At 68.1% G+C, this 15,073-nt stretch carries 19 protein-coding genes; 6 read left to right on the top strand and 13 right to left on the bottom strand.

The window, feature by feature from the left end; all coding sequences use genetic code 11:
* Positions 1-203 precede the first annotated feature (203 nt).
* The gene (locus M529_RS37880; protein ID WP_021318496.1) at positions 204-332 is read left to right on the top strand and encodes an entericidin A/B family lipoprotein; all 129 of its coding nucleotides are present in this window, start codon (positions 204-206) and stop codon (positions 330-332) included.
* Positions 333-376: 44 nt separating this feature from the next.
* On the opposite strand, the gene tatC is transcribed toward M529_RS37880, so the two are convergent.
* The 9 genes from tatC to M529_RS37925 form a co-directional block, all read right to left on the bottom strand.
* The gene (gene tatC, locus M529_RS37885; RefSeq protein WP_021318497.1) at positions 377-1,147 is read right to left on the bottom strand and encodes a twin-arginine translocase subunit TatC; all 771 of its coding nucleotides are present in this window, start codon (positions 1,145-1,147) and stop codon (positions 377-379) included.
* On the bottom strand, positions 1,144-1,602 hold the full coding sequence (gene tatB / locus M529_RS37890) for a Sec-independent protein translocase protein TatB (protein ID WP_021318498.1): 459 nt from the start codon (positions 1,600-1,602) through the stop codon (positions 1,144-1,146). Before tatB ends, tatC begins: the two co-directional genes overlap by 4 nt.
* A gap of 37 nt (positions 1,603-1,639) precedes the next feature.
* Positions 1,640-1,873 carry a twin-arginine translocase TatA/TatE family subunit gene (locus M529_RS37895; protein WP_021318499.1) on the bottom strand — a complete coding sequence of 78 codons (234 nt, stop codon included), beginning with the start codon at positions 1,871-1,873 and terminating at the stop codon, positions 1,640-1,642.
* A gap of 28 nt (positions 1,874-1,901) precedes the next feature.
* A complete protein-coding gene (gene scpB, locus M529_RS37900; protein WP_021318500.1) occupies positions 1,902-2,495 on the bottom strand; it encodes an SMC-Scp complex subunit ScpB in 594 nt (197 codons plus the stop codon).
* Positions 2,492-3,274, bottom strand: a complete 783-nt coding sequence (locus M529_RS37905) for a segregation and condensation protein A (RefSeq protein ID WP_021318501.1) — start codon at positions 3,272-3,274, stop codon at positions 2,492-2,494. The genes scpB and M529_RS37905 overlap by 4 nt, the downstream gene beginning before the upstream one ends.
* A 14-nt stretch (positions 3,275-3,288) precedes the next feature.
* Complete coding sequence (nagZ, locus tag M529_RS37910; RefSeq protein WP_021318502.1) at positions 3,289-4,302, bottom strand: beta-N-acetylhexosaminidase; 1,014 nt, start codon at positions 4,300-4,302, stop codon at positions 3,289-3,291.
* A 41-nt stretch (positions 4,303-4,343) separates the two neighbouring features.
* The gene (locus tag M529_RS37915) at positions 4,344-5,072 is read right to left on the bottom strand and encodes an SPOR domain-containing protein (RefSeq protein WP_031295072.1); all 729 of its coding nucleotides are present in this window, start codon (positions 5,070-5,072) and stop codon (positions 4,344-4,346) included.
* A 21-nt stretch (positions 5,073-5,093) separates the two neighbouring features.
* Positions 5,094-6,821: an arginine--tRNA ligase gene (gene argS, locus M529_RS37920; RefSeq protein WP_021318504.1), complete on the bottom strand. Its 1,728-nt coding sequence runs from the start codon at positions 6,819-6,821 to the stop codon at positions 5,094-5,096.
* 162 nt (positions 6,822-6,983) lie between these two features.
* Positions 6,984-7,592: a hypothetical protein gene (locus tag M529_RS37925; RefSeq protein ID WP_031295073.1), complete on the bottom strand. Its 609-nt coding sequence runs from the start codon at positions 7,590-7,592 to the stop codon at positions 6,984-6,986.
* A 188-nt stretch (positions 7,593-7,780) separates the two neighbouring features.
* On the opposite strand from M529_RS37925, the gene ispH reads away from it, so the two are divergent.
* The 3 genes from ispH to rnhA are packed head-to-tail and all read left to right on the top strand — an operon-like array spanning position 7,781 to position 10,167.
* Positions 7,781-8,743, top strand: a complete 963-nt coding sequence (gene ispH, locus M529_RS37930) for a 4-hydroxy-3-methylbut-2-enyl diphosphate reductase (protein ID WP_021318506.1) — start codon at positions 7,781-7,783, stop codon at positions 8,741-8,743.
* A gap of 3 nt (positions 8,744-8,746) precedes the next feature.
* Entirely contained in the window at positions 8,747-9,724 is a 978-nt protein-coding gene (gene thrB / locus M529_RS37935; RefSeq protein WP_021318507.1) for a homoserine kinase, read from the top strand.
* Complete coding sequence (rnhA, locus tag M529_RS37940) at positions 9,721-10,167, top strand: ribonuclease HI (RefSeq protein WP_021318508.1); 447 nt, start codon at positions 9,721-9,723, stop codon at positions 10,165-10,167. Before thrB ends, rnhA begins: the two co-directional genes overlap by 4 nt.
* 1 nt (position 10,168) lies before the next feature.
* Here the strand turns inward: rnhA and M529_RS37945 are convergent, their stop codons facing one another.
* From M529_RS37945 to M529_RS37955, 4 genes are read right to left on the bottom strand one after another with little or no spacing between them, the layout of a single operon-like run.
* Positions 10,169-11,173 carry an alpha/beta hydrolase gene (locus M529_RS37945; RefSeq protein WP_021318509.1) on the bottom strand — a complete coding sequence of 335 codons (1,005 nt, stop codon included), beginning with the start codon at positions 11,171-11,173 and terminating at the stop codon, positions 10,169-10,171.
* A 60-nt stretch (positions 11,174-11,233) separates the two neighbouring features.
* On the bottom strand, positions 11,234-11,410 hold the full coding sequence (locus tag M529_RS48440) for a YegP family protein (RefSeq protein ID WP_021318510.1): 177 nt from the start codon (positions 11,408-11,410) through the stop codon (positions 11,234-11,236).
* Positions 11,411-11,431: 21 nt separating this feature from the next.
* Positions 11,432-12,535, bottom strand: coding sequence for an NAD(P)/FAD-dependent oxidoreductase (locus M529_RS37950; protein ID WP_021318511.1), 1,104 nt, complete (start codon positions 12,533-12,535; stop codon positions 11,432-11,434).
* Positions 12,532-13,488, bottom strand: a complete 957-nt coding sequence (locus tag M529_RS37955; RefSeq protein ID WP_021318512.1) for an alpha/beta fold hydrolase — start codon at positions 13,486-13,488, stop codon at positions 12,532-12,534. Before M529_RS37955 ends, M529_RS37950 begins: the two co-directional genes overlap by 4 nt.
* Positions 13,489-13,536: 48 nt before the next feature.
* Here M529_RS37955 and M529_RS37960 point away from each other — a divergent pair, with 48 nt between their 5' ends.
* Positions 13,537-14,010, top strand: coding sequence for an A24 family peptidase (locus M529_RS37960; RefSeq protein WP_021318513.1), 474 nt, complete (start codon positions 13,537-13,539; stop codon positions 14,008-14,010).
* Between the two features lie 51 nt (positions 14,011-14,061).
* A complete protein-coding gene (gene cpaB, locus M529_RS37965; RefSeq protein WP_021318514.1) occupies positions 14,062-15,072 on the top strand; it encodes a Flp pilus assembly protein CpaB in 1,011 nt (336 codons plus the stop codon).
* Position 15,073 lies beyond the last annotated feature (1 nt).

Genomic DNA, 15,073 nt, shown 5'->3' on the forward strand with positions numbered 1-15,073 from the left:
TTTTGCCCCCCGCTCTTGCTATCCACAAAACAATGAGCCCGGAACGCATCTCCCCCCCCCGACGCGTTCCGGGCTCAGAATTTTTGGGCACAACCTCCTGAAATAAAAGACGTTCTGCTTGCGGAACGCTTCCGTGCAAAGCGGGTTTCTGTCTCACCGCCGGCTGCTGGAGCACCGGTCCCGCTTTTGGAAGGAGAGATTCCATGACCAAGAAGATTCTGGTTGCGCTGTTGCTCACCGGCTCGCTGCTGACGGCGGCCTGCAACACCGTGGAAGGCGCCGGACGCGACGTCCAGAGCGCTGGCAAGGCCGTGGAAGACGCCGCGGACTGAGAGCCGCATTTCCCCGATACAGAAAACCAGCGGGCGGCCGGTCGTCAGGCCGCCGCTTCGCTTTCCTGTTTCGCCTGCCGGCGATCAGTGAACCAGATCGCGATGATCGTGATCTCGTAGAGCAACAGCAGCGGGATCGCGAGCATGAGCTGCGAGACCACGTCAGGCGGCGTCAGCACCGCGGCAAGGACGAAGGCGGCCACGACCATGTAGCGGCGCAGTCCGATGAGCTGCGCACGCGTCACGAAGCCCGCGCGGTTCAGCAGCATCAGCAGCACCGGCATCAGGAAGCTGATGCCGAAGGCAAGCACGAACTGCATCACCAGCGTGAGGTAGGCATCCGCGCTGGGCAGCGCCTCGACCGACAGGCCGCTGGAATTCCCCTGGAATTCCAGGAAGAAGTGGAACGCCGTCGGCATCACCACGAAATAGGCGAGGCTGGCGCCCATGGTGAACAGCACCGGCGTCATGAGGATGAAGGGCAGCAGCGCCTTCTTCTCCTTCGCGTAGAGACCCGGCGCGACGAAGGCCCAGAGCTGGTTGGCGATGATCGGGAAGGACAGGAAGAAGGCGCCGAACAGCGCGATCTTCACCTGGACGAAAAAGGCTTCGTAGAGCTTGGTATAGACGAGCCGCCCGCCGCCGTCGCCGAACGCCTCCTTGAGCGGATACACCAGTATCGCGAACAACTTGTCGGAAAAATAGAAGCAGATCGCCCCGGTCAGGAGCAGCGCCCAGACGCATTTGAGCAGCCGTCCGCGCAGCTCAATCAGGTGATCGAGCAAGGGGGCCTTGCTGTCGTCGATATCCTTCATGCCGCCGCGTCGCCCTTCTTCGGCTCGGCCGGGGCATCGGCGAGATAGGGCGGCCTGTCCACCGGCGCTTCGGGGAGCGCGGCGGGCTGCGGCGCCGACTGCGCAACGAAGGGCGGCGTTTCGACGGGAGCGGATTGCGCGACGAAGACAGGGCTCTCTTCAGCCGCCGCGCCTTCGGCCGGGGCGGGCAGCGGCGTCATCGCAGGCGCCGCCGTCTCGGGGGGGTGCTCCTCCATGATGCGCCGGTTCTGTTCGGCCCATTTCTTCTCGAGCTCCTCAAGCTCGACCTCCCGCACCATGGCGTCGATGCCGGAACGGAAATGGCGCGCCATGCCGCGCGCCTTGCCCACGATCTGTCCCACCTTGTAGAGCGCGCGCGGCAGGTCCTTGGGGCCGATCACGACCACCGCGACGATCACGATCAACAGAAGCTCGGACGAACCGATATCGAACATGCCAGCCTTACCTGAGAGAGTGCCTTGGCGCCGACCCTCAGGCCTTGGTCTGTTCTTCGGTCTTCACCGTGTCCTGCTCGGGCACGCGATGCCCTTCGATCCGCGTCGCGGGCTTGGCCGGCGCGATGTCGTCATCCTCGGCCATGCCCTTCTTGAAGCTCTTGATGCCCTTGGCGACGTCACCCATCAGCCCGGAGATGCGGCCGCCCCCGAAGAGCAGCATGACCACCAGGAGCACGATCACCCAGTGCATCAGCGAAAAGGAACCCATTACAACTTACTCCCGAAAGGAGACCTATCTAGGCCTCTTCGTCATCATTTTCCACAACGGATTGGGCCCCGAGACCCTCCAGCGCCAAATCCACCGGGTCCAGCAGGCCCGCCGCCCGAAGGTCGTCGATGCCCGGCAGGTCGCGGCGGCTGCTAAGGCCGAAATGTGACAGAAACTCTACGGTCGTCGCATAGATCAGCGGGCGGCCCGGAACCTCCCTCCGCCCGGCGGGGCGGACCCAGCCCGCCTCCATCAGCACGTCGAGCGTCCCCTTCGCCACCTGGACGCCGCGAATCGCCTCGATCTCCGCGCGGCTGACGGGCTCGTGATAGGCGATGATCGCCAACGTCTCCATCGCCGCGCGGGAGAGCTTGCGCGTCTCGTCCTTTTCCCGGCGCAGGATATGGGCGAGGTCGGCGGCGGTCTGGAAATGCCAGCGGCCGCCACGTTCCACCAGGTTGACGCCGCGGCCGGCATAATGGTCGGCCAGCGTCGCGAGCGCCGCGTCGAGGTCGCCGGCTTCCCCGACGTGCAGCCTCAGTTCGGCGGGGGTCAGCGGCTGTTCGGCCACGAACAGGGCGGCCTCGACAGCGCGCAGGAAATCGTCCGGTTCCTCGTTCACAGCAGTCGCTCCGCCTGTTCCTCCGGCAGCGATGCGCGCAGGAAGATGGGTTCGAATATCCCCTCCTGCCGGATCTCCACCCTGCCCTGCTTCGCCAGTTCCAGCGCGGCGACGAAGCTGCTCGCCAGCGCCGATCGCGCCATCGGCCCGTCGCGCCCCTCGGGCAGGAAGGCCTCCAGCGCGGTCCAGTCGAGCGCCGCGCCGACCAGCGATCCGACCCGCTGGATCGCCTCGTCCAAGGTCATCACCGGACGCACCGCGACCATGTGGACCACCGGCTGGGTGCGCGCGCGGATCTGGCCATAGGCCTGGATGAGGTCATAGAGGCTGGCGTCCCACCGCGCCCTGCGCACAAGGCGCAGCCCTTCGGGCTTTTCGCGGACGAACACGTCGCGGCCGATCCGGTCGCGCGCCATCAGCCGGGCACCCGATTCGCGCATCGCATGGAGCCGCTGGAGCCGGAGCTGGAGGCGCAGTGCGAGTTCCTCTGGGCTCGGCTCGGGCTGGGCCTCCTTCGGCAGCAGCAGCGCGGATTTGAGGTAGGCGAGCCAGGCCGCCATCACCAGATAGTCGGCCGCCAGTTCCAGCTTAAGCTTCCGCGCGCCCTCGATATAGGCGAGATATTGCTCGACCAGGGCCAGGATGGAGATTTCGCGCAGATCGACCTTCTGCGTGCGGGCGAGCGCCAGCAGCAGGTCGAGCGGCCCTTCCCAGCTTTCGAAGCTGACGGTCAGCACGTCCGCGCGGGGCGGCGTCGGCGCGATGAACAGGTCGTCCATGCGCGCGCCGCCGATCAGGCCGGAACCAGCGCCAGCAGCGCGTCGCGGGTCGCCAGCAGCTCTTTCAGCGGCGTACCGTCGCCGGGCCGCTCGACCGAGGCCATCGCCCGGTCCAGCCGCGCGCGGGATTGCGCGCTTATGTCCGGCAGGACGTCGGCGATGCCGACCATGTCGTCCATCCGCCCCCAGCAGTTGAGCGCCAGGTCGCATCCCGCCGCGACGGTCGCCGCCGCAAGATCGGGAATCGACCCTTTAAGCGCCTTCATGTCCAGATCGTCGGACATCAGCAGACCGTCAAAGCCGATCCGGTCGCGAATGATGTCTCCGATGACGACGGGGGACAGGCTGGCGGGGCGGTGCGCGTCCCAGGCCGTGTAGACGACATGCGCCGTCATGCCGATCGGCGCGTCCTTCAGGGTACGGAAAGGGGCGAGATCGGTTTCCAGCGTTGTTTCGTCCGCATCGACCACCGGCAGGTCCAGATGGCTGTCGACCAAGGCGCGGCCGTGCCCCGGCATATGCTTGACGATGCCGACCACGCCGCCCGAGGCAAGGCCCGACAGCACCGCACGACCGAGGGCGGCGACGCGCATCGGCTCGGCGCCCAGCGTGCGGTCTCCCATGATGTCGCTCGCCCCCTCCTGCCGCACGTCGAGCAGCGGCAAGGCATCGACGGTGATGCCCGCTTCGGACAGGGTCGCGGCGATCGCCCGCGCATTGGCGCGCGCCGCGGCGATCGCGCTGGACGGGGCGATGTCGTAAAGGCGGTCGAAGACGGCGCCAGGGGGAAATTCGGGCCAGACCGGCGCCTTCATCCGCGCCACGCGGCCGCCTTCCTGGTCGATCATGACCAGCAGGTCGTCGCGGCCATGCAGCGCGCGCAGGTCATCGGTCAGCGCACGCAGCTGCGCCTTGTCGACGACGTTGCGGCCGAAGAGGATGTAGCCGGCCGGTTCCGCCTCGCCGAAGAAGGCCCGCTCGTCCGGGGTGATGGCAGGACCGGAGAGACCGAAGATCACGGGTTTCATGAGTGGAATGCTAGCGCGTGAGGGGAACGCTGTCGAATGGGCTAGTTCACCACGATGCAGCTTTCGCCTGCAACCTTCAGCCGGCCGCAGAGGGTGCCTGCCTGGGAACCGGCGGTGGCGCGCAGGCGGTAGAGGGTGCTGCCACCGACATCGGCCGGTTCCACCGACATGGACAGCGGGGCGAGATAGGCGAAGCGCTTCGACAGGCGCGCCCAGGCGTCGCGCGCCCCCGATTGGCTGCCATAGGCGCCAAGCTGGATCATCGCCCCGGTACCGAGCGGCCGTCCGGCGGAGGCGGCGGGCGTCGCCCTCGTCTCGTCCTCCACCCGGGCCGTCACCGATTGCGCGGGACGGGCTGCGAGCGGCGGCCGGTTCGCGTCGGAGGGACCGGGCGCGGTCTTGGCGATCGGCGCTTCGGGTACGCGGCTGGGGTCGATGCGGCCGTCGCGGAGCACGCCCTCGCTCGCGGCGTAGCTGGCGTCGCCTTCGCCGGCGAATTTCCTGGCGTCGGCATCGCTGGCGGCGATCTTGTAGTCGCCCTGGGGCGCGGCGATCAGTTGGCCCTCGCCATCCGGCCCGGCGGCATTGCGATTCTGCACCAGCCACACGCCCGCGACCACCGCGCCGATCAGGATCAGGCCGAGCAGGATGAGGCCGAGCAGCTTGAGCGGCGACACCCGCTCCTCATCCTGGCCGTCCACAGCCGGTTCGAGCCAAGGCAGCTTCTCGTCATCGTCGAAGCCGAGGCGCCCCCGCCCATAGTCGCTCATCGCATTCATCTCCGCTGGCAATCACTGCATCTCGGTGAGGGCCGCGACCCCCATCAGGGCGAGACCATTGCGAATGATCTGCCCGATTCCCCGGCTCAAGGAAAGGCGGGCCGACGTCACGGCCGGATCGTCCGCCAGGATGACGCGCGCGCGGGGATTATCGTTACCGAGATTCCACCAACCATGGAAGGCCGAAGCCAGATCATTGAGATAGAAGGCGATTCTGTGCGGCTCCCGCGCCTGGGCCGCTCCCTCCACCACGCGGGGGAACTGCGCCGCGAGCTTCACCAGCTCCAGCTCCTGAGTCCCAAGAAGGGACAGGTCAGGCTGCGGGAGCGCGATCCCGGCCTCTTCCGCGCGCCGGCCGAGCGAGGAAATGCGCGCATGGGCGTACTGGACGTAGAAGACAGGGTTGTCCTTCGACGCCTCCACCACCTTGGCGAAGTCGAAATCCATCTGCGCGTCCGCCTTGCGGGTCAGCATGGTGAAGCGCACGACATCCTTGCCCACTTCGCGCACGACATCGGCCAGGGTGACGAAATTGCCCGCGCGCTTCGACATCTTCACCGGCTCGCCGTCGCGCAGCAGGCGTACCATCTGGATCAGCTTCACGTCGAACCGCGCGCGCCCTTCGGTCAGCGCGGCGACCGCCGCCTGGATGCGCTTGACCGTGCCGGCATGGTCGGCGCCCCAGATGTCGATCAGCTGGTCGGCGTTCTGCGCCTTCTGGAAATGATAGGCCATGTCGGCGCCGAAATAGGTCCACGACCCGTTCGACTTCCTGATCGGGCGGTCCTGGTCGTCGCCGAACTTGGTGGAACGGAACAGCGGCAGCTCGACCGGCTCCCAATCCTCCGGCGTCTCGCCCTTCGGAGCCTCGAGCACGCCGTCATAGACGAGGTCGTGGGCGCGCAGCCAGGCCTCGGCCGCTTCGGGCTTGCCTGCCGCCTGCAACTCCGCCTCCGACGAGAAGACGTCGTGATGGATGCCGAGCAGCGCGAGGTCGGCGCGGATCATGTCCATCATCCGCGCGACGGCGAAGGCGCGGAAGGTCGCGAGCCACTCCTGTTCGGGCGCGCCGACATAGCGGTCGCCATATTCGGCGGCGAGCGCCTGCCCCACCGGCACCAGATAGTCGCCGGGATAGAGCCCCTCGGGGATCGCGCCGACATCCTCGCCCAGCGCCTCGCGGTAGCGCAGATGCGCCGAGCGGGCGAGCACGTCGACCTGCCCGCCGGCGTCGTTGATATAATATTCGCGAATGACCCGGTGCCCGATCGCCTCCAGCAAGGTGGCGAGGGCATCGCCCACCACCGCGCCCCGGCAATGGCCCATGTGCATCGGCCCGGTCGGGTTGGCCGAGACATATTCGACATTGACGGTGACGCCCGCGCCGCTGGACGACCGTCCATAGGCTTCGCCCCCGGCATGGATCGCATCCAGCTCCGCACGCCAGGTGGCGTCGGTGAGGCGCAGGTTGATGAAGCCGGGACCGGCGATGTCCGCGCTCTCCACCTCGGCAAGCGCGCGCAGCTTTCCGACGATCTGCTCGGCAAGGGCGCGCGGATTGGTGCCGGCGGGCTTGGCAAGCACCATCGCGGCATTGGTGGCGAGGTCGCCATGCGAAGGATCGCGCGGCGGCTCCACCGTCACGGACTTGCGGGCGAGGCCGGCGGGCAGCGCGCCCTCGGCCTCCAGCGCGTCGAGCACGGCGTTCAGATGAGCGGTGAAACGGGTGTAAAGGGACATTCAACGATCCTGCATCACAATATCCGTTCGTCCTGAGTAGCCATTGAACGAAGTCGAAATGGCGTATCGAAGGACATGAGTGATACAGATGCTTCGATACGGGCCTTCGACTTCGCTCAGTCCCTACTCAGCACGAACGGGAAAATGAAAGTCGAGCGAGCCTCAGCGCGTGGCGTTATACTGGAGCTGATCCTGGGTCAGGTTGAAACCCACGAGCAGCTCGAAGCTGGTTCGCTGCAGCGCCGCGCGGACGTCGGGCTGGGCGAAGGGATCGATCGCGGCATCCGCGTCGCCTGCCTTCCGGCGCCCGGTGATCTTCTGCTGGATGTCCGCCGGCAGTGTGGCGGCCGACTTGCTGACATAGGAGCCCGCCTTGGCGGTCGCGCTGGCGCGGTACTGGCCCGGCGCGAAGTCCAGCACGACCTGGCCCACGCGCTTGGCGACCACGGCGGTGCCGCCGCGCGCCACGACCGAGAAATAAGGCAGCGTCACCTGTCGCGCGGCGCTCGCGTCGGTACGGCGGGCGTTCACGGTGAAGGTCGCCTCCGTATAGAACTGCTCGCCATCGGTGCAGGTCGACCGCAGGTCGGTCATGTTGGCGACCACGTCGATCGCGGCAGCGTCCCTGCTCTGCGGCGGGTTGAACAGCGTGACGTCGCCCGTGAAGGCCGGGATCGCGGCAGTCGGGCAGGCCGACCGCACCGAAACGATGCCGCCCGTGGGGTCGATTTCCCCGCGACGCGAGCACCCGGCCAGGGCGAGAGCGATCATTCCGGTCAGCGCGATACGAGAAAAGTTCACAGACAGCTTTCCTTGCTTGGCCCCCTGGCACAGGCGTCCGGCTTCCTTATCCATCCCCCGCCCCCCACGCAACCGAAAGAGGAGGGTTCGCGACCTCCCGTTCCGGCCAGGCCCGCTCGCCTCTTCCCCCCACGCCCGCATTGTCCTAAGCGGCAGGCATGACGACCGATGCCGCATCGCCCCTCCGCCCGCTCCACCTGCTGATCGCCGCGCCGCGCGGCTTCTGCGCCGGGGTCGATCGCGCCATCGTGATCGTGGAGAAGGCCATCGAGAAATATGGCGCACCGGTCTATGTCCGGCACGAGATCGTCCACAACAAATATGTGGTCGACAGCCTGAAGGCCAAGGGCGCGGTCTTCGTCGAGGAACTGGACCAGGTGCCGGACGGCGTGCCGGTGGTCTTTTCCGCCCACGGCGTGCCCAAGCTCGTCCCGGCGAGGGCGGAGGAGCGCGGGCTCGATTATCTCGACGCCACCTGCCCGCTCGTGAGCAAGGTCCATCGTCAGGCGGAGCGGCAGGTGGAAGCCGGTCGCCACATCCTGTTCATCGGCCATAAGGGGCATCCGGAGGTGATCGGCACGCTGGGCCAGGTGCCCGACGGCAGCATCACCCTGATCGAGACGGTCGAGGATGCCGAGAGCTTCACGCCGGCCGATCCGGAAAACCTCGCCTTCCTGACGCAGACGACGCTGTCGGTCGACGACACCGCAGAGATCGTGGGAGCGCTGCAGCGCCGCTTCCCCGGGATCGCCGCGCCCAAGGGCGAGGACATCTGCTACGCCACATCCAATCGACAGGCGGCGGTCAAGGCGATCGCGCAGCGTTGCGACCTGCTGCTGGTGATCGGCGCGCCCAACAGTTCCAACTCGCTGCGGCTGGTCGAGGTGGCGGAGCGCGAGGGCACGCCCGCCCGGCTGATCCAGCGGGCGGCCGAAATCGACTTCGCCTGGCTGGAGGGCGCCTCCACGGTGGGCGTCACCGCCGGGGCCTCCGCGCCTGAAATCCTGGTGCGTGAGGTGATCGACCATCTGGCCGGCCGCTTCGCCGTCACCGAGGAGCAGGTCGAGACCGCGCGCGAAACCATCGCCTTCAAGCTGCCACGCGGGCTGGAGGTCACCTGACCGATGGCGGTCTATACCCATGTGCCCGCCGAGGAGATCGACGCTTTCCTGACCCGTTACGACGCCGGGCGGCTCGTGTCCGCCAAGGGGATTGCCGAGGGGGTGGAGAACAGCAATTATCTGCTGGAGACCACCGGACCCGATGGAAGCGGCCACCGCTATATCCTGACGCTGTACGAGAAGCGGGTGGACGAGGGCGACCTGCCCTTCTTCATGGACCTGCTCGACCATCTGGGCGCGCGCGGGTGCAAGGTGCCGCGCTTCATCGCCGACCGCGAAGGGAAGCGGCTGCAGCAGCTGGCCGGGCGGCCTGCCTGCCTGATCGAGTTCCTGACGGGCATTTCCGTGACCGAGCCGACGCCGGGCCAGGCGCGCGCGGCGGGCGAGGCGCTGGGCGCGCTGCACCGGGCCGCCGAGGGCTTTGCCGGCAGCCGGCGCAACGCGCTGGACCTGCCGGGCTGGCATGGGCTGGCGGCGAAATGCGGGGATGATTTCGACACGATCGCGCCGGGCCTTGGCCGCCGTGTCGCCGAGGAACTGGCGTTCCTCGACACCCACTGGCCTGGGGACCTGCCCCGCAGCGTGATCCACGCCGACCTGTTCCCCGACAATGTGCTGATGCTGGGCGAGGAGGTGACGGGCCTCATCGACTTCTATTTCAGCTGCACCGACATCCGCGCCTATGATCTGGCGGTCACGCACAGCGCCTGGTGCTTCAGCCATGACGGCGGCGCTTTCTTCGCCGAGCGCGCCGCGGCGCTCGGTGCGGGCTATGAGGCGGCGCATGGACTGTCGCCAGAGGAGCGCGCCGCCTTCCCCGTGCTCTGCCGGGGGTCGGCGCTGCGCTTCCTGCTGACGCGGGCCTATGACTGGATCAACACGCCGGCCGACGCGCTGGTGACCCGCAAGGACCCGCTCGCCTTCCTGCGGCGGCTCGACTTCTATGCGAAGGCCGACCCGGCGGAGCTGCTGGGCGCATGAGCGACCTCCCCCAGGTCGACATCTTCACCGACGGCGCGTGCAAGGGCAATCCCGGTCCCGGCGGTTGGGGCGCGGTGCTGCGCTTCGGCATGCAGGAGAAGGAAATCTCCGGCGGCGAGCCGCTGACCACCAACAACCGGATGGAGATGATGGCGGCGGTGGAAGCGCTCGACACGCTCAAGAAGCCCTGCCGGGTGACCCTTTACACCGACAGCAAATATGTGATGGACGGCATCACGAAATGGGTGTTCGGCTGGCAGAAGAACGGCTGGAGGACGGCCGACCGCAAGCCGGTCAAGAATGCCGAGCTGTGGCAGGCGCTGGTCAAGGCCGCCGCCCGCCATCAGGTGACGTGGCAATGGGTGAAGGGCCACGCCGGCCATCCCGAAAACGAGCGGGCCGACCGGCTGGCCTGCGCGGCAGCCGAATCCTTCCGCGCCTGACCTATCCCGCCAGGGCGCGAACCAGCGCTCCTTCGAGCGCGGTGTTGAAGCGGATCGAGCTCGCCGCCTGCGGCACGATCGCTTCCGACGCGTGGAAGCCGCCGTTCACGAGCAGCATTTCCGTCGGCACGCCCGCTGCGACGAGCCGGCGGGCATAGTCCACATCCTCCTCGACGAAGAGGTCGAGCGTTCCCACCACGATGAAGGCGGGCGGGAGGCCGCGCAGATTCTGCACGCGCGCCGGCACCGATCCGTAGGGCACCTGCGCCTCACCCGCCGGCTGGCCAAGCAGCGCACTCCAGCCGTTGCGGTTCTGCGCCTCTGTCCAGATCAGCTTGCCCACCTGCGGCGGCGGCATGCGGCTGCTGCCGGTACGATCGTCGAGCATGGGATAGACCAGCGCCTGGAAAGCGACCGGCACCTCCCGCCGGTCGCGCGCGGCGATCGCCAGCATCGCGGCATGGCCGCCGCCCGCGCTTTCGCCCATCACGATAATGCGGCGGGGATCGACACCCAGCATCCCGGCATTGCCGTGCATCCATTTGAGCGCGGCGTAATTGTCCTCCAGCGAGCCGGGAAAGCGGGTGGCAGGGGCCAGCCGGTAATCCACCGTGACGATGACGCAACCGAGCTTTTCTGCGCGCGCCTTGAGGCCGGCAAGGCCCGAAAGCACATTGCCGCCCACGAAGCCGCCGCCGTGGATATGCAGGATGCCGCCGCGCGGCTTGGCGCCTTCCCGCCCCGCGTTGATGACGAAGACGCGCACCGGCGGCGCGCCATCCATGCCCGGCACATGATGCTCCGTCACCCCTTGGGGCACCGGCGGCGGCGGCGGCTGGCGCCGGGAGGCGCCTTCGCGCAGGATCGAGCGGGCGGCTTCGCGCAGTTCGGGATCGAGCAGGTGGAACCAGTCGGGATCCGGGGCTTGCTGCGCCCAGGCCGGCATGGCCAGCGCCGCAAGACCCATGCCGCCCAGCGCCAGCACGTCACGCCGCCTCATCGTCATCCTAACCCCCTTCGCATTGTCGTTTCTATATGCAAGCGCAACCCGTTCGGGCCAGCGACATTATTCCGCCTCTTCGACGGGAGCGCCGGGACCGTTCTTCAGGATGGAATCGATGGCGTTCTGCGCGCCGGCCTTGGACTTATAGCCTTCGGTCCAGAAAATGATCTCGCTGTTATATTTGAACTTGGCCACGAACTCGCCGGCCTTGTTCTTCTCGATCACGAACTTGTGCGCCATCTCCGCTCTCCGCTTGTTGCGTTAACGAAATCGTGCCGGACCATAGGCTTGCACATCGAGGCCCGCAATCTCCTTCGGCAGGCCCTCACCAGCGAAAAGCGCGCGGCCCAGCAAGGCAGCGGCGGGCGCGGTCTGGATGCCGAAACCGCCCTGTCCCGCGAACCAGAAGAAGCCCGGCACATCGGGATCGAAGCCGAAGACGGGCACTCGATCCGGCGCGAAGCTGCGCAGCCCCGCCCAGCGATGCTCGACCGCCGCGATCGGCCAGTCGACCGCGCTTTCGAAGCGCGCGATGGCCTGCGCGACCGCCAGTTCCTCCGGCGCGGCATCGCAGGGAGGCGACGGTTCCTCGTCATGCGGCGTCAGCCACAGACGGCCAGCGCCCTCGGGCTTGAAATAGAAGCGCTCGCGCAGGTCCATGACCAGGGGAAGATCCGGCGAGGGCAGCGAAGGCACGCGCAATTGCACCACGGTACGCCGCATCGGCGTGATCGCGACCGGTGCCGCGCCGCAAGCCTGTGCGACCTGATCGGCCCAGGCCCCTGCCGCATTGACGATCGTACCGCATTCGACCGGCCCGTCGCTCGTCTCGAGCCGCCACGCGCCCCCCGCCCGCTGCGCGGCGAGCAGGCGCGTCGATGTCCGCACTTCCCCGCCCAGCCTGCGGAAGCGGCGCAGGCACGCCTGGTGCAGCGCCGCGACGTCGATGTCCTGGCAACTCGCTTCCAACACGCCCAGCACCCAGTCGGGCCGCAGGCCGGGAACGATCGCGCGCGGGTCCACGGCGCGCAGGTCGACCTTGCCGGCGAAGGAGGCAACCAGCCGGTCGCGCGCCTCTTCATCCTCCGCCCGGCCGATGTGCAGCGTCCGCCGCGGCGACAGGAAGGACCCGTCGTGGAAATCCGGATCGGGCGCGCCGAGCAGCGGCCCGGAAGCCGTGGTGAGCGGCTGGATCGCCGGGCCGCCATAGGTCTCTTCCCAGAAGGCGACCGAACGGCCGGTGGCGTGATAGCCGGGGCGGTTCTCCATCTCCAGGATGAGGACGCTCGCCTGCTCCGCCAGCAGCGACCCCAGGCTGGCGCCGGCAATGCCGCCGCCGACGATCACGACGTCCGGTCGGTTCATCGCGGCGCGACCTCGTCCAGAAAGGCGTCGATCCGGGCCAGCGCGTCGAGCCGCACCGGGTCAAGCTCGCGCAGAATCTCGTGCGCGGCTTCCTTGCCGTAGACGTGCAGGCGGGCGTCGGGCAGGCGCGCGGCGATGCGGCGGATGGCGGCTGTGGAAACCAGTTCGTCCGCCTGCGTCGCCAGGATCAGCAGCGGCATGGCGATCCGCGCCAGATCGCCCTTCTCCTCCAGCGCGCGGGTGGAGGCCAGTGCCTCGCGCACCCAATCCCAGCTCGGCGGGCCGATCGCGACGTCGCGGCTGTGGTCGCGCCACCACAGTTCGTCGGCATAGCGCTCCGGATCGTGGGTCAGGCGCAGCTGGCGGATGCGTCGCTGCCGTTCCGATGTTTCCTTCTGGGTCCATGCCTGCCGCGTGCCGCGTCCGAGGCGGCACATCAGCCCGGCCATCCCCTCCGCCAGCCGCAGCGGCAGCGGCCAGCTGCGCAGGCCCAGCATCGGCGCGACTGCAACTGCGGCATCGGGCAGCGGCAGCCCTTCGGCCAGCGCCCGCAGCAGCAGGTGCCCGCCCATGCTGTGCCCCAGCAGCACCGCCGGCCCAGCCCCTTCCGCCCGCCAGTCCGTTGCCAGCGCCTTCAGGTCGGCGATCCACTGTCCGAAATCGGCAATATGCCCACACAGCGGATCGTCGGTGAGGCGGCCCGATCCCCCCTGCCCGCGCCAGTCGAAGCTGGTCACCGCCCAGCCGCGTCCCGCCCAGTGGTGGATCACCTCCAGATATTTCTCGATCATGTCGCCGCGCCCGCCAAGCACGAGCATGCGGCCGCGCGTCCCCGGCCCCAGGCGATAGCGGCGCAGCGGCCAGCCGTCGCCCGCGTGCCAATAATCGAGCCGCCCGCCCTCCGGCCAGGCACGGCGATCGAAGGCCGGAGCGACGAAAGCGGGCGAATCCATGGGGCATGGTTACGGTTTGGTAAGCCATGCGGTCTAGTGCCTTGCCCCATGTCGGGGGAATATTTCAGGCTGGCGCTGACAGGCGCCCTGAGCGCGCTGCTGATCGTGGCGGCGATCACCGACCTGCGCGCGCGCATCATCTCCAACCGGCTCAATCTCACGATCGCGGCGCTGGCGCCGCTCTGGTGGCTCGCCTGCGGCCTGCCGCTCTGGCCGGACATGGCGGTGCAACTGCTCGTCGGCCTTGCCGTGTTCGGCCTTTTCGCGGCGCTGTTCGCGCTGGGCTGGATGGGCGGCGGCGACGTCAAGCTGCTGGGGGCGCTCGCGCTCTGGTTCCCCTGGCAGGCCGTACTGTCGCTGCTGGTGCTGATGGCGGTGCTGGGCGGCGTGGTGACGCTGGCGACCGTCGCGTACCACCGGCTGCGCCACCGGACCGGACAGCCCGAAATCCCTTATGGCGTCGCCATTTCGCTGGCCGCGCTGTGGGTGCTTGGCGAACGATATCTTAACCAATTTGCGTGATGAGTGGGGCCCTGGGGGCAGAGCACCCATTTGAGGGAGGCGAATTTCGTCATGGATGCAAAGAAGATCGTGCTGCTGATGGGGGCGCTGATCATAGCGGTCACGACCGCCCTGCTCGCGCGCAGCATGTTTAGCACATCGAGCGCGCCGCAGGTCAACGCCGCCGCGATGCCGGAAGCAGACCAGCCCCATGTGCTAGTGGCGACCAAGGCGCTGCCGGTCGGGACCATCCTCGACGCGGAGAGCTTCCGCTTCCAGCCCTGGCCCAAGGATCTGATCGAAGCCGCCTATTATCTGAAGGGCCAGGCCGACCCCGCCAAGCTGGCGGGCAGCGTCGTGCGCAACGCCATTTCGGCCGGGCAGCCGCTGACGCAGGGTTCGCTCGTCAAGCCCGGCGACCGGGGCTTCCTCGCCGCCGCGCTCGGGCCGGGCATGCGCGCCGTCACCGTGCCGGTGTCGGCCCAGACATCTGTCGCGGGCTTCGTGTTCCCGGGCGACCGCATCGACCTGGTCCTGACGCAGAGCGTCACGGGCGGCGGCGATGGCGAGCCGCTCAAGGTATCCGAAACCATCCTGCGCAACCTGCGCGTGCTCGCCACCGACCAGCGCATGGATGCGATGGGAGAGGACGGCAAGCCGGTGGTCCAGACCTATTCCAACGTCACCCTGGAAGTGACGCCCAAGATCGCGGAGAAGATCGCGGTCGCCCAGACCATCGGGTCGCTGTCCATGTCGCTGCGTTCGATCGCGGACAACGCATCCGATCTCGACGCCGCCATCGCGGGCACCGATGTGGACCTGCCCGACGGCGCCGATCCCAAGGCGGAAAAGGCGATCATCACCAAGCTCGCCGCCCGCCCGGTCGATCGCGGCAGCACCTATTCCACCGGCGCGGACGTGTCGCGTTACCAGCGCAGCAGCGTGCCGGCAAAGGCCGATGCCGGATTGCCGCCCGCCATCGCGGCGAATGGCGCGCCTGCCGGAACGGTGGCCTTCAAGGGGCCGACCATCCGCGTCGCGCGCGGCACCAGTGTGACCGAAGTTCCGGTCGGGGGGAAATGAG

This window comes from Sphingobium ummariense RL-3 (assembly GCF_000447205.1).
In the GTDB taxonomy this organism is placed as follows: Bacteria; Pseudomonadota; Alphaproteobacteria; order Sphingomonadales; family Sphingomonadaceae; genus Sphingobium; species Sphingobium ummariense.